This window comes from Streptomyces sp. NPDC005408 (assembly GCF_040606445.1).
In the GTDB taxonomy this organism is placed as follows: Bacteria; Actinomycetota; Actinomycetes; order Streptomycetales; family Streptomycetaceae; genus Streptomyces.
In genome coordinates this window covers 254,946-271,921 of sequence record NZ_JBEXEX010000006.1, presented here as the reverse complement: position 1 = coordinate 271,921, position 16,976 = coordinate 254,946, and the positions used below count along the sequence as shown (strand labels likewise).

Below are 16,976 nucleotides of genomic sequence, written 5' to 3'. Positions count from 1 at the left end.
CGCGGAGGAGGGAGCCGAGGGCGGTGTCTCGCGCCGTGCGGTCCGCCGTCCAGCGCGTGAGGAACACGATCCGGCCCCGGAGCACCCGTCCATGGGCAGGGCGTGTGCGGGGGACTTGCCCTCCGTCAGGCATGCTTCTCGCCGAGTGCGGTGCGCAGCCAGTCGAGGGAGCCCTGGCTGAGGAGTTCGTCGGCGAGCCGGTGAGCTGTTTCGGTGACGAGTCGACCGCGGCTGTTGTCGATCCACCGCTGCGCGTTCTCGTAGCCCTGAGCCTTGTACTCGATGCCTTGGAGCATGCACTCCAGCTTGTCCGCGTCCCTGGCGCAGACCGCTTCGGGGGACTCCTTCGCTTCGTACTCCGCGACCAGCTCGCGCACTGCGGATGCCAGCACGTCAGGCATGCCGGCCGTCTGGTCGGCGGTCACGTCCTGCGGGTCAGCCCCTGGCGAGTACTTCTTCCCGAGGTAGTTCACGTCCCCGGTACGGGTCTCCTGGGAGTCGTGCCATACGGCGAGGAACGCGGCCCGTGCCGGGTCCGCGCCCTCCAGCTTGGCGATGATCGAGGCGATCAGGGAGGTGCGCCACGAGTGCTCGGCGACGCTCTCCGGATCGCGCACGCCTGCCATCCACCATCCGGTACGCCGCACATGCTTGAGCGTGCCCGCCTCGTACAAGAAGTGCGCCACTGCGGACAGGTCGTCAGCCACCGTCCGTCTCCTCTCACGCCTCGGCGAGGCGGATTGCGTACCGGATGCCCTCAAGCTCCAGGCGCGCTCGCGCCGACAGCTCCCGGCTATCCAACATCACAGGGAGCCGGGAGCGCAGTGCTCGAACTGCCGACGCCCGCAAAAGGTTGGGGCGCGCGGCGAGGAGAGCCCACAGGGTGTGGACGTTGAGGTCGAAGAACCCGTGATACGGCGTAAGTCCGCGCACCAGGTGATGCATCAGCTTGTCGCCCTGCCAGGGACCCCGGGCGGGAGAAGCGATGAAGTCGTCGGAGAGCTGGACGTGCGGAGTCTCGCCGATCCAGTAGGCCCAGTAGTTGAGGTTGGCGGCCTCGCCCGCGTCGTCGTCGGCGAGGGTGGTGGTGATGAAGTGCGCCATGCGTTCCCGGTCGCCTTGCCGAGCGGCAACGGCCGCGACCGAGCGGTCGTTGAGCCAGCTCGTCAGCCAGTCGTCTGGGCGCTCGGTGCGCTGTTGGTGGGCGAGCCAGTCGGAGGTGTCCGCGCCGTCGTCGTATCCGGCCAGATAGAGAGCCTGACGTCGAAGGAGGAAGTGCGCTGATCCCCGCGCCTGTTCGGCGTTCCCGCGCATACGGGCGAAGAACTGCGCGCGATCGCCGGCCGATAGCTCCGGCCCTGTCGGGACCGGGCCGCGACAGGGGCGTGGGGGGTCGGGCAGAGCTCGCAGCGGCGTGGGCACCATGCCGTTCAGTGGCCAGGCGAGCACCTCGACCAGGTCGCGCTGCAACACCCACGCGCCAAGAGGGTTGTCATCCGCCTGCACACTGCCATCCAGGGCACTGGACAGCAACACGTCTGCTTCCATGGCACGTTCGAGGGCCAAGAGGAGTGCTGGGCTGGTGCCGAGCCACAAAAGGCGGTGGCGGTGCACGAGCATCTGGCCTACAGGTACGGCAGTGAGCGGCCGGCGGCCGGACTCCCATCCGGCGATCGTGTCGGGCGATACCCGGAAGTTGTCGGCGAGCACGTCCTGAGTGTGGCCCAACTGCTCCCGGATGAGACGGAAGACGTAACCGGAGACTATGCCGCCGCGTCCACGCGGAGATGTTCCCCGACCGGTGGTCGGGGTGGTTCGCGGGTGGCTGTCCACGGTGTCCCCCCTTGCCCTTGGGCAGCTGCCCGTTACCCGTACCTGTGGTCACTTCAAGCGGCGATGCGCGCTGCCTACTGTCGTATTCGCAGTGATGACCGGGCAACTGAGCGTAGCGGGAAGGTGCCATCGTGGATGTCACACAGCGGATCCCGAGTCCTCAACACGGGAACGCAACGGCCAAGGAACGGCCGTGCGCCTTCATTTACGATCGGCACGCCACCACCTCCACGGCGATACTCGGCATCCGCCTCGACCGTTGCCGCGCCTACGCACAGTCCCGAGGCTGGGAGATCGCAGGCATCTGGCTCGACCTCGGCGACCACGCCCTGGGGCATTACCGGCCCCAGTTCGAGGCGCTGTGCGTGGCCATGGACACAGCCACGGATCCCGCCGTCTGCCTCGTCGACAACTGGGATCGCCTCACCCGAAATGCCGCTCAGAGTGCCGACATGCGCCGCCGAATCGGGCACGCGGGCGGACACTGCGAGACCGCCGAAGGCGAGAGCGACTCCACTGCGGAAGAGGCGCGCGGTCGCCTGTGCACACCCCAATGACGCCTGCCCCGGCCGATGCATCCGGCCAGGAAACCCCGGCCGGGGCGGGTCAAATCCCCTTCCAACAAAGGAGATCGATCGTGAGCGTACCTCCGACCCCTCCAGTGCCGGACCCACCGGGCAGCCCCATCCCGGACCTGGTCCGCTGTCTGATCACCGACAAGCAGTTCACCAGCTGCCGCAAGACCGTGATGGACGCCAACCCCGACATGGCCGAGGGAATGGCGGGACGCATCATCGAGGAGGCGCTGAAGTTCGTTGCCGCTTGCTCGCGGTACTCCATGGTCGGCCTCGCCCCCTCCCGGATCATCGACGAGGGCTGGCACGCGCTGATCCTCCACACGGCGATGTACGCGGAGCTGTGCGGCTCGCTCGGCGGCTTCGTGCACCACTTCCCCGGTTGGGACCCGACGTACTACGAACCCGAGATCCTGGGCCGCACCCGGGCAATGATCGTCAAGGTGGGCTACACCCCTGACCTCGACCTGTGGGGCCCGCCCTCGGACGGGACACTCGTATCGGTGGCGGCGAAGTGCCAACACGCACCGGAGTGCACCATCCGCCCCATGCCCACCCCCCAGCCGCCCGTAGCCTGAGCGGAGGAGGTGGCGCATGGCCGAGTGGATCGACCCGCGATACGCGCAGCTGGCCGCGGCGTGGAAACGTGCACAGACACCAGACTCCCGCGATCCGCAACCTAGGCCCGTGAGAGGTTTCGTCCTCCCGCGTAAGGCCTGAAAGCACAACGAGTCCCGGGCTGTCTGCGTACCCTGTCGCGGACAGACCGGGACTCCTTCGTCTTGGTGCGTGTCTACCTATCAGGCGTGGGTCTGAGACGGTCATTCGTGCGATCGGTGAACCCGGGGGTTCCGTAATCCGCAGCCTGCCCGCATCCAGGCGGCGTGTTGCTCCATCCGTTGGCGGTCTTCGGGGAAATACCCCTGCCACTGCTCGTCCAGCCGCAGCCAGGCCGCAGGCTGACCCTGCTCAGGGGCGAGTGGTGTCGCTCGGTCGACGATTGCTGTGAAGGACACCCCCATCGTGGCCCGCCAGCCGGGACAGTAAGAGCGAACGGTCACAGCGGCCGGCCTGCGAGGAGTTCTGCTCTGATCCCGGTTTCCTCGAACAGCTCGCGAGACGCCCCCTCGCGGGGCGTCTCATCCGCCTCAACCCTGCCGCCGGGCGAGACCCAACCCCGCCAACGGTGGTTGACCAGCAGGACGTGCGTCAGTTCCGTATCGAAGACCCATACTTCGGTCGCCAACGGTCCACTCACTGCCGCCTCGGCTCTGAGCAGCCAATGGTGGGCGTTGTCGTGCTCGGCTACGGCCTGACGGGCGTCCGCGGCAGCAGCCTCCAGGGTCCGTCGTGCAATCACGTGATGCGTCACCCGCGCACAGTACGGCGAGGCACTGACCGTCGCCCCCGCCTACTCCCCGCCCACCGCCACGTTCGGGTTCCCGTCCCGCCCCTGCGGCTTCAGCTCGATCTGGATCGTGTGCGTCGAGTCCCGGCCCGCCGAGCCGCCCCCGCCCGCCGTGAGCACCCCGATCCGCAGTTCCGCCCGTCCACTGCCCTCGCGGCGTACCTGCACCGCGAACTCCAGATTCACCTTCTCCACACTGAACTTGAGGTCGCGTTCGTCGCCCGCCCGCTGAGCCCGCTCCAGCTCGTCCCGGACCTGTCCGATCACCTCGGCCAGACCTGCCACAGCCGCATCGTCACGCTCAGCCATCGCGCACCTCGTCTCCTGTAGTTATCGTTGTGAAGTATGAGGGAGCCGTTGCGCACGTCCAACTCATCGTCGCAGGAAGAGAGTTGGCGGGTCTGTCTGCTTCGTACGCAGGACCGCTCCGGCCGCCCGCTGGGCGCCGGGGTGCTGCTCCCCGGGGGACTCGTGCTCACCTGCGCCCATACGGTGCTCTCCCGCCCCGGCCACGACGGCACCCGGACCCCCTTCGACACGGTGTACGTCGATGTGCCCGGCGCCGCCGCCCTGCCCGGTGATGCGCCGGACCCGCTGCGCGCCCGGCTGCTGCGGGAGTATCTGGTCCTTCCCACCGCGCACTTCAGCGGCGATCTCGCCCTGCTCAAACTGGACCACGAGCCGCCCGTGCCGCATGCCGTACTGCACCGCCAGATCCCGGCGCGCAATGAACCCGTGCACTTCACCGGCTATCCCGAGGACCTGCCGGGCGGTGAGCATCTCGACGCCCGGCTGATGGGACGCGGCGGGCCGGCGCCCAAGCCCGAGTGGGTGCAGCTCGACACCGACGGCTCGCCGTACGTCGTCCGGCACGGCTACAGCGGCAGCGGGGTCGTGCACAGCCGCTCGCGCCGCCTCATCGGCATCGTGGCCCACCAGTTCGGCACCCCGCAGGCGCCCGTGCGGCGGGAGCACGCGTACATGATCCCGACCGAGACGGTGCTCAAGCATCTGCCGCTGGAACGGCTCGGCCTGACCGTCACCGGCCCCCGTGCCGTCTCCCGCGATGTCGCCGTGGCCCCCGACCGGACCGCCTCGGGACGCGTGCCCGGTCTGCACCGCAGGCTGACCCGCTGGCTGGACGGGGCGCCGGACACCGACCCCGTCGAGCTGGCCTTCGCCGGTGAGGGCGAGCATGCGCTGCTGCACACCATCCGCTCGGCTCTTACCCTCGCCGACCGGGAGCAGAGCCCGCCGTCCGCGTCCGGGAGTCCGGCGGGTGAACCACAGGTGGGCAGCATCGACATCGCCGTCGACGCCACCAACCGCACCGCCGGGCAGCTCGCCGTCCATGCCGCCGAGCGGATCGGTCTGGAGGGCCTCGGATCCCGCACGGCGCTGCTTGAGCAGATCGCCGAGGAGAGCCCGCCGCTGATCGCCGCCTTCCTCGCCGTCGACCGGTCCGCGTCCGAGGACGCGGAGATCACCGCGCTGCTGCGTGCCCTGCTCGCGCGGGACGACAGCAGGCTGCTGCTCGTCTTCAGCGACCCCGGCTCCCCGCTGCTCGCGCGCGTACGGGCCGAACTCCTTGATCCCGAGTGGGCCGACCGCCGCGCGGACCGGCTCGCCGCGCGCGTGAACCGGCTGGCCGAGAGCGAACAGCGATTACGGCAGCTGCCGGGGCACCCGGGCACGGCGGGCCGTCCCGCACCCCGCCGCCCCGAGGACCGGTCGCCGAAGCTGCGCCGCGAGCTCCAGCAGCTGCGCCGCGGCGGCCCGTTGTACGAATCGCCGGCCCTGCCGCACGCGCTGTTCCGGCTCGCCGTCGACGTCGAGACGGCGCTGCTCGACGCCGAGGCCGCCGAGCAGGCGCTGGCCGGTCCGCTCGGCCCGCACGAGTTCGTCGTCGAGCCGCCGGGCGACGGGCTCACCGATCTGCCGGTCGTCGCCGTGCGCGACCCGGACGCGCTCGTCACCGCACCGGCCGGGCCGCATCTGGCGGGCGGCGACCGGCTGCACCAGCAGTACGAGGTGGTGGGCCCGATCGGCCAGGGCAGTCACGGACAGGTGTATCTGGCTCGTGATCTGCTGCTGGACAACCGCCCGGTCGCGCTCAAGGGCATTCTCGATCCGGGCAATCCGGCTGCCGTCCTTCAGGCGCACCAGGAGCGGCTGCGGCTGGTCAGTCTCAACCATCCCTCCGTGATCCGGGTGGTCAACTATGCGCGCCATCCGTCGACTTCGGCGGAGTTCATCGTGATGGAGTTCGCCGACGGTGCGCCGCTGGAATGGGTCGCGGCGCGTATCGGCCAGCAGCGTCCGCCGTTCTCGGGACCTCGCGTGCGCGAGTTCATCGTCGTGTACGGGCTGCTGATCCTGGACGCGCTCAGCTATCTGCACGACCAGGAGGGCCTCGTCTACGGCGATCTCTCCCTCACCAACGTGCTGCACTGCGGCAACGGCATCAAACTCATCGACGTCGCCGGAGTGCGCAGACCGGGCACACCGGGACCGGTCAGCCACCGGCCGCCGGAGACGGGCCCCTCGGGCGAGATGACGACCGCGGGCGATCTGTACACCGTCGGCGCCGTCCTCGACGCGCTGCTCGCCACGGCCCCCGTGCCGCCCGCCGACCTCGGCACCCAGTCGCTGGAGCGGGCCCTGCGGCGCGCCATGGCGCGCGACCCCAAGCGGCGTTACGCCACCGCCCAGGAGATGGCGCTCCAGCTGCGCGGAGTGCTGCGCGAACTTCGCTCCCTGCGGCTCGGCGAGGAGACCTTCGAACCCTCCCCGCTCTTCGACCGGGCCGCCACCGCCCTGGACGGGCAGCTGGGCAAGGCTCCGCCGCTGACCCGCTGGCGGGCCGACGGCAGCGGTGGCGACCCAGGCGCGCAGGTGCCGGGCCCGGCGGAGGTGGCGGTGGCCCTGCCCGTGCCCAAGGCGGACCAGCAGGACCCCAACTGGAAGGAGCTGCAGCGCACTTCGTACGCCGATCCGGCCGGTCTGCTGCAGCTCAGCGACGAGTGGCTGGCATCGCCCGAACTGCATCTGCTGCGCTGCCGGCTGCATCTGGAGCTCGCCCGCGACCAACTGCACGGGCGCGACCAGCAGCTGGTCGCCGCGGCCATGGAACTCGACCGGGCGGGCCGGCTGCTCGGCGACCGGGCGCGCTACGACTGGCGGCTCGACTGGCACCGGGGCCTGACCGAACTCGCCCACGGCCGGGTTCGCCGTGCCCTGACCTGCTTCGACGAGGTGTACGACGCGATTCCCGGCGAGTACGCGCCCAAACTCGCCCTCGGTTACTGCCACGAGAAGCTGGCCGACGGCACGCCGGATGCCGCGACCCGCGAGGGGCACGAGCAGCAGGCCATGCAGTTCTACGACGCGGTGTGGCGGCGCAACCACGCGCTCGGCAGCGCCGCGTTCGGGCTCGCCCGTATCCATCTCGCCCGCCGCAGCCCGGACCTGGCCCTCGCCTCGCTGGACGGCGTGCCGCCCGACTCCCGGCACCGCACGGCCGCCCGTACGGCCATGGTGCGCATCCACGCCGGCCCGCCCGCCGACGGGTCCCCGCCGACCGTGGCGTCGGCGGTGCGCGCCTACGCCGCGCTGCGCAGGCTGGTCAGCCACGAGGGGCTCACCGACCGGCAGGCGTACGAACGGCTCACCACGCAGCTCCTTGAGCTGCTGCTCGAACTGGTCGGCGCGGCACGGGAGAAGGGCGGGGACCTCCTGGCCGAGCTGCGCGGTTCGCTGCCGCCGGGGATGTCCGTACCGGCGAGCGAACGGGAGCTGCGCGAACAGCTCTCCGCCGGCTATCGCAAGCTGGCGAAGCAGGTGCCTCGCACCGATCTCGCCGAGGACGCCGCGCTCGCGGAGGCGCTGCTCGACAACGCCTACCGGACCCGGCCTCTCGGTCTGAGACATGCCAGGGACGGGGACCGGCGCCGGAGCCGGTGGCGGGTCCGGCTCACGCCGGGCCGGTCGCCCGGCGGCGGGGAGAGCGCATGAAGCTCCGCGACCGGGTCCGGCCCGCCGTGACGCGGCTGCGCCTGGGGGTGGCAAAGGCCCTGCCCGCGCTGTGGCAGCGCGCCGCGGGACGGACCCCCGAGGGCAGCCGCCACACTGCCGCGTTCCTGCGCCGCCGCATGCTGGTGCTGCCCATGCTCGCCGTGGTCGCCCTCGCCCTCTCGGCGGCCGCCTACGGCGACATCCACGGCCGTACGCAGCGGCTGCGGGACCGGTGCGTGCCCGCGCTGGTCGATCTGGCGCAGGCCAGGACCTCCCTCGAACTGGCCCAGGAACAGGCCGAGTTGCGGCTGATCAAGACCGAGACACCCGGCCTGGTCGAGCTCGGCGAGACGTACCGCTCTCTGCTGACGGAGGCCACGCAGAGCCTCAACCGGGTCGCCCAGTCCAGGGCTCTGCACAAGGGGCAGGAGCAGGAACTGCGAGTGGTCTCCGGCCTCGTCGTCGCCTACGGGGACAAGATCGCCTGGGCGGAGCGGAACCGTACCAGCGAGGTCCTGCGCAGGGCCGGGGTCGCCTACGCCGAGAACATGCTGCGCGGCAGGCACCGCACGGTCGCCCCGGGAACCGCCCAGGAGCCCATTTCGATCCTGGAGCGCGTCCAGGAGCTGGAGGGCCAACTCCAGCAGGAGAACCACGACTTGGCGGCCTGGAGCCCGCTCACGCTGACCGGCGCGGCCGCCGCCGCACTGGCGGCCCTGCTCTTCGCCTTCGTCCTGCTGGGCACGTCGGTCTTCCTGCGGGACCGACTGCGGCTGATCAGTGTGCAGTTGGCGGTGGCTGCGGTGCCGGTGCTGCTCACTCCCGTGCTGCTGGCCTTCGGCGGGGCCGGGGAACATACCGCGCAGGAGCGGGCACGTACGGCCGTCGGCGCCCTCGATGCGGTAGCCGCTGACCGTTCGGCCCCCCGCCGGATCGAGTCCGCCGCGCACACGGCGGACGTCGCGATGCGCGACGCACATCCCGAGGGCTGGTCACTGACGGCGGGCGTCGTCGTGCCCGCCGGCGGGGTGGGCGCGCTCGCCTGCGGGGTCACGCTCTTCCTCTACGTCCGGCCCTATCCGGCCGGCCGCCGCCCCCGACGGAGGCTAGGGGGTGTCTTTTGGATCAGGCCGGATCAGTGAGCGGGGTCTGGTGCGTGCAGATGCAAGGCGGAGGAAAGAGCCGACGCGGAGCGTCGGCGACTGACGACAACGCAGCAGATGGGCGTGCCAGGGCACGCGAGCCCGGCAAGATCCGAAAGACACCCCCTGGGGGACGCATGAAGCGCTTGAGGGCATTGCTGGCCTGCTGTCTGCTCACCGCCACTGCCGTCACGGCAGGCGGCTGCTCGGACGCGGGCGAGGAGCGCACACTGGTCGTACTCGGCCCGTGGACGGACGGCGAGGAGAAGCCGTTCGTGGCCGCGCTGAGCCGTATCGGCGAGCGGACCGGGCGCAGTTACGTCTACAAGGGCACCCGCTCCCTGCGCGAGACACTGCTCGCCCAGCTCCAGGCGGACGCGCCGCCGGACCTGGCGATCCTGAGCAGCCCCGGCGACCTTGCCGAATACGCCCGCACCGGAGACGCCTACCCGCTGCCCGAGAAGGTCGCCGGAGCCGCGGTCCCGCCCTGGGCGCCGTCCGTGACCGTCGGGAACGACCGGGGCGAGGCCCGTACGCACGCCTACTGGGCGCCCGTGCGGGTGGACCTGAAGTCGCTCGTGTGGAGCCGCGCGGCAAGCGCCGGGAAGAAGCCGGACTGGTGCCTGGGCATGGGCTCGGGTGCGACCTCGGGCTGGCCGGGCACCGACTGGGTGGAGGATCTGCTGCTGCAGCGGAAGGGGCCCGCGGAGTACGAGGCGTGGGCGACCGGCAAGACGCCGTGGCAGCAAACGAGGCCCGCCTGGGAGGAGTGGGCGAGGCTGCTGGCCGCGAACGACAGGAAGGGCGGGGACGCCAGGGCCCTCGGCGCCGAGGGTCTGCGCTCCTCCTTCGAACTGCTCGGCAACGGCAAGTACGGGCTGCTGAACCGGGGCGACTGCACCCATGAGCACCAGGGCTCGTTCATTCGCCGCCACTACCGCGACGACGTCATGCCCGAGCCGACCGCGCGCTTCCTCGGCGCGAAGAGCGCGGGCGAGAGCGTCTACGAGGTCTCCGGCGACCTGGCAGCGGTCTTCAAGCCCAGCGCAGCGGCGTGGGACCTGCTGGGCCGCCTCACCTCCCGCGAGGCGCGCGAGGACTGGGCGAAGGCGGCGAAGCCCGGGGAGCGGCCGTACTTCCCCGGCGGCACGTTCGGCTCCGTACCGCTGTCGCGCGGCACGCGAGCCGTCCAGGAGCTGCTCGACGGGGCGGGCCAGATCTGCCTGGACGCCTCGGACGCGATGCCGCCGACGCTGCGGGACGCGTTCTACCGTGCCGTGCTGGAGTTCCTGGGCGATCCGCAGGACAAGGCGCTGCTGACCCGGCTGCTCGACCAGCTGGAGGCGGAGCGGAAGCTGCAGCGGGACGAGGGGGCGTTCGTTCTGGACGATCTCTGCGACAACGCGCCCCGGGAGGCTCCCTAGGCCCTAGCCGAAGACGACCGTACGGCGCCCGTTCAGCAGGATCCGGTGTTCCGCGTGCCACTTCACGGCCCGCGCCAGCGCCTGGCACTCGACGTCGCGGCCGATCGCCACCAGCTGGTCCGGGGTCACCTCGTGGCCGACACGCTCGACCTCCTGCTCGATGATCGGGCCCTCGTCGAGGTCGGCCGTCACATAGTGCGCGGTCGCGCCGATCAGCTTCACACCGCGTGCGTGCGCCTGGTGATACGGCTTCGCGCCCTTGAAGCTCGGCAGGAAGGAGTGGTGGATGTTGATGATCCGGCCGCTGAGCTTCTTGCACAGATCGTCCGAGAGCACCTGCATATAGCGGGCAAGCACGACAAGTTCGACATTCTCGGCGCGTACCAGCTCCAGCAGCTGCGCCTCGGCAGCCGCCTTGGTGTCCTTGGTGACCGGAATGTGATGGAACGGGATGCCGTACGAGGCGACCAGTTCGGCAAAGTCCGTGTGGTTGGAGACGACCGCCGCGATCTCCACCGGCAGCGCGCCGGTCCTGGAGCGGAAGAGCAGGTCGTTGAGGCAGTGACCGAACTTGCTGACCATCAGGACGATCCGCATCCGCTCCTCGGCGAGATGGATCTGCCAGTCCATCTGGAAGGAGTCCCCGACGGCGGCGAAGCTGGCCCGCAGCTTCTCCACGGTCACCGGCTTCTCGGCCGAGAAGTGGACCCGCATGAAGAACAGACCCGTGTCCCGGTCGCCGAACTGCTGACTGTCCTCGATGTTGCAGCCGGTAATGAAGAGATAGCTCGACACGGCGTGCACAATGCCCTGTTTGTCCGGGCAGGAGAGCGTCAGGACGTACTGGTCAGTCATCCCCGTAGAGTGCCATATTCGCCGGTCCCGGCAGGCCCCCGTCCGTCAGGCGGACCGCGTCATGATACGGAGCACATCCAGCGAGCGCGGCGGGGCGTCCGGGTCCTCGCCGTCGTTGGCCGACAGCCGGACGTGCGCCTCACGGGCGGCCCGCACAGCCTCCGGCCAGCCGTGGTGCTCCAGATACGCCGACACGGGGGCATCCGCACCGACTTGGTGCATGATCCGCAGGACGCGCAGGACGGCGACGTCGACCAGGGCGGCCTCGCCCGAGTCGCGGAAGATCGTGCCGACGTATTTCTCGGCGGACCAGTTGTCCAGCCAGGTGTCCTCGACCAGGCGGTACACGGCGTCGGTGACGTCGCCGTATCCCTCGCGGCCGGCGAGCCAGCACTCCTGGTGGAAGACGGGATCGGAAAGCATGTGCAGCGCCGAGCGCACGTTGCTGCGCCAGCGCCACCAGGGCACGTCATTGAGCGGCATGTCGCCCATGGTGGATGAGCGACGGCCGCGACGGGAAGGGGTGACCGAAGCTTGCTGCATGCCTTCGATCGTACGTTCCCCTGTTGCCCGGCCCGACAGCCCCCCGTAATTCACCTTCTGGTCACCTCTCGTTGAACGATGCTCACTGCTCCGTTACCCCGGAGCAGGAAATGTGCATGACCATGACCGGTTGGCGACGTTCCTCCTCCCCCCGCCCCTCCAGGACCGCTCGGGTTCGCGCCGTCTGTATGACCACGACGGCGGCTGTGGCGGCCGGAACGTCGCTGGTCACCGGCTGTGGCGTGATCCCTGGTGGCTCGGGGGGCTCCAGGGAACCCGTCAAGGTGATGACCTTCGCACCCGAGGACACCCGGGCGACAAACATGCCCGGCATGCCTGCCATGGCGAAGGCGTACGCCAAGTGGGCAAAGACACAGGGCGGCCTGGACGGGCACGAGCTGCGCGTCATCTCCTGCAACGAGGAGAACACCTCGACCGGCGCCGCGACCTGCGCCCGGCGGGCGGTCAAGGAAGGCGTGGTCGCGGTCGTCGGCTCCTACAGCCAGCACGGCGACGCGTTCATGGCTCCCCTGGAGGCCGCGGGCATCCCCTTCATCGGCGGGTACGGGATTTCCGGCGAGGAGTTCACCAGCTACCTCTCCTACCCCGTCAACGGCGGCCAGGCGTCCCTCCTCGCGGGCAACGGCCGGCAGCTCGCGGACGTCTGCGAGCGGGTCTCGCTGGTGCGGCCCAACACCCTCGCGGGCGACGAACTGCCCCAGCTCCTCAACACCGGCCTCACGGAAGGCAGTCGGCACAAGTCCACGGACATCCTGGCGGCCGAGGACGCGACCGACTACACCCCGCAGGCCAAGCAGGCCCGCAGGAAGGCCGGAGCCGGGATCGCCCTCGGGTCGGACCGCCCGGGGTGTGTGACGGCCGCGCTCGGCGAGCGCACCGAGACCTTCGTCGACTCCTTCCGGCGGCTGCCCGAGGACAACCGCAAGATCCGGATCTCGTCCGTCATGGGCAGCGTCGGCCAGCCGCTCATCGACCGCACCGGCGGCCGCAACGGCCCGCTCGAAGGCGCGTACGTCACCGGCTGGTACCCGGACGCGGGCGATACGCGCTGGAGCGAGATGGAACGGGTCATCCGCGCCCACGCCTTCGGCGACAACCGGATCGACCCGGCCGACGCGGGCGTGCAGACCACCTGGATCGCCTACACCGTGCTGAGGACGGTCATCAAGTCGCTCAACACGGACCAGATCACCCCGGGGAAGATCGCGCACGCTCTGGACGACGGGGTGCCGGTGTCGACCGGCGGCCTCACGCCCACACTGCGCTGGGAGTACGAGGACATGCTCGGCACATCCACCTTCCCGCGCATAGTCAACCGCAGCGTGACCTTCCAAGTCGTGCGCGACGGGCGGCTGGTGGCGCAGAAGCCGGGCTTCGTGGACGTCACCAAGACGCTGACGGAATCCTCGACGCTCTGACCCTTTGACCCGCGTGGACCATCTGACCCGCGTGGACGTCTGACCCGCGTGGACGTCTGACCCGCGTGGACGTCTGACCCGCGTGGACGTCCCGCGTGACCCGCAAGGCCGAGGCCTCGCGGGTCACGCGTGACCCTACAGCTGGTCGCTGCGCCGTTCGGTCAGCCCGTACTTGGTGGCGATGGTGTTCCAGAGCCCGGAGGCTTCCCTCTTGGCCTTGGTCGCGTCACCGCTGGCGCGGTTGGCCTGGGCGGTCTGGCCGGTGTTGCGCGCCTTGCCGTCCTTGCAGCCCTTCTTGCCCTTGACCTGCTGGGCCCAGGCCGCGTAGTGGTCGTCGGCCGACGCCGATGCCTGCCAGGCCTTGGTTAGCGCCGAGGTCAGCGCGGCGTTGTCGGGCAGCTTGTCGACGGTCAGACCCTCGAGCCGGGTCACCAGACCGCGGCGCTGCTCAGCGGCGCCGTGCAGATCGGTGGCCGCCTGGTCCAGGTTCTCGCACTGCTTGATGTTCTCCACCGAGCGGATCACCGCGGAGCGGCTGTTGTTGCTGTCCGCGAGGAGCTTGTCGAGCGCCTCGGCCTGCGCCTTGGCGGGGTCGGCGGCGGCCTTGGGGTCGTTGCTCGGTGCGGCGGACGAGGCGGCGACGTTCTTGCCGGTGCCGGGGTCGTCCTTCTTGTCGTCCCCGCTGAACATCACCATGCTGACGCCGAGTCCGAGTACGGCACAGCCGACGACGACGGCGGCGATGACCGGCACGCGCGAGGACTTGCGCGCACGGGGCTCGGGGTCCAGGTCGTGCGGCTCGTACTGCGGCTGCTGGTACTGCCGTTGCTGTTGTTGCTGCTGCTGTCCGTGCTGCTGGAACTGCACCCGGGGCGCCTCGAAGCGGGGCAACTGCTGGGTGGAGTCGGGCGTTTGGCCCGCGGGCCCGTCCGTACGGAAGAGGCTGTCGAACTCCGCGGGAGGCTGCCGGTCCCCGGGCGCCCCGGGCCGGATCCCGAACGGCGCGGCAGTGGGCGCGGGCGGTACGGGCGCGATGTACTGCGTGGCATCGGCGTCGGGCCCCGCGGCGGGTCCCTGGCCGGGCATGGCGCCGAGGAACCGGGTCGACTCGGCGGGAGTCTCGGGCGGCAGCGCGCCGGGTGCGACGGGCGGGATGTACTGCGTGGCGTCGGAGTCCGAGGCGGCGGCGAGGTGCGGGGGCAGAGCGTTCGGAAGCGGCTGCGGCTGCACACCGTACGACCCGGCCTGCGCGGGCAGCACCTGCGTGCCGTACTCGGCGTCCGGTGCGGATCCCTGCCCGTATCCGGCCGGCCCGGCGGGACCCTGCGGGGGCAGCGGCTCGCCGCCGTACCCGCCCTGCGCCTGCGCCCCGGCAGGAGGCAGCGGCTGGGCAGGCGCACCGTACGGAGGCAGCGCATGGGCGCCGTACCCGTCGTGCGCGGCAGGTCCCTGCGCCGCCCCGGCAGGAGGCAGCGCGTGTGCGGGCGCACCCGGCGCGGGAAGCGGCTGGGCGCCGTATCCGGCCTGCGCGTCGGGTCCGTGCGCGTGCGCGCCGTACCCCGGCTGAGGCGCCTGCGCCGGCGGCTGACCGCCGTACCCGGCGGGCGAAGGCGACCCCTGCGGCGGCAGCGGCTGACCCCCGTACCCCGGCTGCGGGGCCTCGCCCCAGCCGTCCTGGATGCCCGGATCACCGGACATATCCGGCATACCGGGCGCACCCGGTCCACCCTGCTGCGGTCCCCACGGCTCACCCCACGGCCGGCCGCCCGCCGGAGCCACCTGGGCCTCGGAGACGCCCGGTATATAGGGCTCACTTCCGTCGGCGGGCAGCACGACGCCTTCGTGCGCGGGCCGCGCAGCAGACTGCTGCTGCTCGTCACCCTGTCCGCTTTGCGTCACCGGGACTCCTACGTGTGGACCTACGGAATCGACGGCTCACGCTACCGGGTGACTCCGCCGCTCCGCACACACGCGTGAGCTCGGTAACAAGACTGCTGCACAAGACGCTGTTAGGGGGTGTCTTTTGGATCAGGCCGGACCAGTGAGCGGGGTGTGGTGCGTGCAGCTGCAGGCCGGAGGATGGGGGTCCCCCCCGCCGAAGGCAGGGGGAGAGCCGACGCGGAGCGTCGGCGACCGACGACAACGCGGCGTGGGGGCACCTCCCGTGCCCGAAGGGCTACGGGGGAGTGCGTGCCAGGGGACACGAGCCCGGCAAGATCCGAAAGACACCCCCTAAGCCCCGCCGATCTCCCCGGCCTCCTCACGCCGCCTGGAGCTCGAGGCGCGCACCGAACTCACGGACCGCCGGCTCGTCCGCGTACGGCTCCAGCCGCTGCTGGAGGTCTTCCAGATACTCCGAGCCCCGGCTGGAGCGCAGCCTGCCCAGGAGGTCCACGGCGCGCGTGCCCGTGTGGCAGGCCTGCTCGACCTCCCTCTGCTGCACCTGCGCCGTGGCCAGCAGGACGAGGCCGATCGCCCGCCGCCTGGCCCGCGACTCCGGGAGGCCGTCCAGCGCGTCCGTGGCATGGTGCGCGGCCACCTCAGCCTGGCCGAGATCCCGGTAGCAGTGCGCCAGCTCGTCCGCGAGATAGGCATGGTCGAAGTGGGCGATCCAGGCAGGGTCGTCCCCCGCCGACGGCTCGGCGTGCTCCAGCGCTCGCAGCGCCCTGCCCGCCACCTCGTGGCAGGTGCGGGCGTCCCCGAGCAGGGCGTGCCCGCGTGCCTCGGCCGCGAAGAACATCGCCTGCGCCCGTGGGGTGACCCGCCCCCGTGCGCCTTCCTGAGCGGCCCGCGCCAGCTGGGCGATCTCTCGCGGGTTCCCGAGCTGCGCTGCCAGATGGCTCATGGAGGCGGCCAGCACATAGCCGCCGTACCCCCGGTCGCCCGCCGCCTGGGCCAGGCGCAGCGCCTGGATGTAGTAGCGCTGGGCGAGACCGGGCTGACCGGTGTCGACGGCCATGTAGCCGGCGAGCTCCGTCAGCCGCGCGACCGCGGCGAACAGCTCACGGCCAACCGATTCGCGGTACGAGCCCGAGAGCAGCCCGGAGACCACGCTGTTGAGGTAGTGCACGACGACCGGCCGGACGTGCCCGCTGCCGAAGCGGTGGTCCAGCTCGGTGAGCGCCGCCGTCATCGCCTGTACCGCTTCGACGTCCGAGGTCCCCACCCGCGCTCCCGCCGTGCGCGCCACCTGGGTGTCCGCTCCGGTGATCAGCCAGTCGCGGCTCGGCTCGACGAGCGCGGACGCGGCGACCGCGGAGCCGGACAGGAAGTCACGGCGGCCGACATCACTGCGCCACAGCTCGCAGACCTGCTCGATCGCGCCCAGCACGGTCGGCGAGAACTGCAGGCCGACACCCGATGCGAGGTTCTTGCCGTTGGCCATGCCGATTTCGTCGATCGTGACCGTACGCCCGAGTTTGCGGCCCAGCGCCTCGGCGATGATTCCCGGCGCCCGGCCGCGCGGCTGCTGCCCGCGCAGCCAGCGCGCCACCGATGTCTTGTCGTAGCGAAGGTCGAGCCCCCGCTCGGTTCCGACCATGTTGACTCGACGGGCGAGGCCGGCGTTGGAACACCCGGCTTCCTGAATGAGCGCCTGCAACCGTTCATTCGGTTGTCGGGCGACGAGAGGCCTGGCTGCCATGAACTACCCCCTGAGGCCGCGATGATCCATGAAGTGATCACTGCCCGGCTGATTACGGACAATGCAGACTTGGAGTGAGTTGGTCGGGTTTTTCCCTGAC

The 16,976-nt window shown here is 70.8% G+C and carries 14 protein-coding genes; 6 read left to right on the top strand and 8 right to left on the bottom strand.

The features are described from left to right. Positions 1 to 125 precede the first annotated feature (125 nt). Positions 126 to 707 carry an HD domain-containing protein gene (locus ABZS64_RS09330; protein WP_355825402.1) on the bottom strand — a complete coding sequence of 194 codons (582 nt, stop codon included), beginning with the start codon at positions 705 to 707 and terminating at the stop codon, positions 126 to 128. A 13-nt stretch (positions 708 to 720) separates the two neighbouring features. Next, positions 721 to 1,767, bottom strand: coding sequence for a helix-turn-helix transcriptional regulator (locus ABZS64_RS09325; RefSeq protein ID WP_355825444.1), 1,047 nt, complete (start codon positions 1,765 to 1,767; stop codon positions 721 to 723). 197 nt (positions 1,768 to 1,964) lie between these two features. On the opposite strand from ABZS64_RS09325, the gene ABZS64_RS09320 reads away from it, so the two are divergent. Together ABZS64_RS09320 and ABZS64_RS09315 are read left to right on the top strand one after the other, a co-directional pair. Beyond that, positions 1,965 to 2,390 (top strand): recombinase family protein, encoded by a 426-nt coding sequence (locus tag ABZS64_RS09320; protein ID WP_355825399.1) that lies wholly within the window; start codon positions 1,965 to 1,967, stop codon positions 2,388 to 2,390. Between the two features lie 80 nt (positions 2,391 to 2,470). Next, complete coding sequence (locus tag ABZS64_RS09315) at positions 2,471 to 2,986, top strand: hypothetical protein (protein WP_355825396.1); 516 nt, start codon at positions 2,471 to 2,473, stop codon at positions 2,984 to 2,986. Between the two features lie 479 nt (positions 2,987 to 3,465). On the opposite strand, the gene ABZS64_RS09310 is transcribed toward ABZS64_RS09315, so the two are convergent. Both ABZS64_RS09310 and ABZS64_RS09305 read right to left on the bottom strand, forming a co-directional pair. Further along, the gene (locus tag ABZS64_RS09310) at positions 3,466 to 3,768 is read right to left on the bottom strand and encodes an NUDIX domain-containing protein (protein ID WP_355825393.1); all 303 of its coding nucleotides are present in this window, start codon (positions 3,766 to 3,768) and stop codon (positions 3,466 to 3,468) included. Positions 3,769 to 3,819: 51 nt separating this feature from the next. Beyond that, on the bottom strand, positions 3,820 to 4,125 hold the full coding sequence (locus ABZS64_RS09305; protein ID WP_355825391.1) for a trypco2 family protein: 306 nt from the start codon (positions 4,123 to 4,125) through the stop codon (positions 3,820 to 3,822). Positions 4,126 to 4,161: 36 nt separating this feature from the next. On the opposite strand from ABZS64_RS09305, the gene ABZS64_RS09300 reads away from it, so the two are divergent. From ABZS64_RS09300 to ABZS64_RS09290, 3 genes are all read left to right on the top strand, one after another. After that, complete coding sequence (locus ABZS64_RS09300; protein ID WP_355825388.1) at positions 4,162 to 7,830, top strand: tetratricopeptide repeat protein; 3,669 nt, start codon at positions 4,162 to 4,164, stop codon at positions 7,828 to 7,830. Beyond that, the gene (locus ABZS64_RS09295; protein ID WP_355825385.1) at positions 7,827 to 8,972 is read left to right on the top strand and encodes a hypothetical protein; all 1,146 of its coding nucleotides are present in this window, start codon (positions 7,827 to 7,829) and stop codon (positions 8,970 to 8,972) included. Before ABZS64_RS09300 ends, ABZS64_RS09295 begins: the two co-directional genes overlap by 4 nt. A 137-nt stretch (positions 8,973 to 9,109) precedes the next feature. Beyond that, positions 9,110 to 10,396, top strand: coding sequence for an extracellular solute-binding protein (locus ABZS64_RS09290; RefSeq protein ID WP_355825382.1), 1,287 nt, complete (start codon positions 9,110 to 9,112; stop codon positions 10,394 to 10,396). 3 nt (positions 10,397 to 10,399) lie between these two features. On the opposite strand, the gene purU is transcribed toward ABZS64_RS09290, so the two are convergent. Together purU and ABZS64_RS09280 are read right to left on the bottom strand one after the other, a co-directional pair. Beyond that, positions 10,400 to 11,251 carry a formyltetrahydrofolate deformylase gene (gene purU, locus ABZS64_RS09285; protein ID WP_355825379.1) on the bottom strand — a complete coding sequence of 284 codons (852 nt, stop codon included), beginning with the start codon at positions 11,249 to 11,251 and terminating at the stop codon, positions 10,400 to 10,402. 45 nt (positions 11,252 to 11,296) lie between these two features. Continuing rightward, positions 11,297 to 11,743: a hypothetical protein gene (locus ABZS64_RS09280; protein ID WP_355825442.1), complete on the bottom strand. Its 447-nt coding sequence runs from the start codon at positions 11,741 to 11,743 to the stop codon at positions 11,297 to 11,299. 173 nt (positions 11,744 to 11,916) lie between these two features. Here ABZS64_RS09280 and ABZS64_RS09275 point away from each other — a divergent pair, with 173 nt between their 5' ends. Further along, entirely contained in the window at positions 11,917 to 13,233 is a 1,317-nt protein-coding gene (locus tag ABZS64_RS09275; RefSeq protein ID WP_355825439.1) for an ABC transporter substrate-binding protein, read from the top strand. Positions 13,234 to 13,368: 135 nt separating this feature from the next. Here ABZS64_RS09275 and ABZS64_RS09270 read toward each other — a convergent pair whose 3' ends face one another. Continuing rightward, positions 13,369 to 15,132 carry a hypothetical protein gene (locus ABZS64_RS09270; RefSeq protein WP_355825376.1) on the bottom strand — a complete coding sequence of 588 codons (1,764 nt, stop codon included), beginning with the start codon at positions 15,130 to 15,132 and terminating at the stop codon, positions 13,369 to 13,371. Between the two features lie 361 nt (positions 15,133 to 15,493). Continuing rightward, positions 15,494 to 16,876: a transcriptional regulator gene (locus ABZS64_RS09265; protein WP_355825373.1), complete on the bottom strand. Its 1,383-nt coding sequence runs from the start codon at positions 16,874 to 16,876 to the stop codon at positions 15,494 to 15,496. Between the last annotated feature and the right edge of the window lie 100 nt (positions 16,877 to 16,976).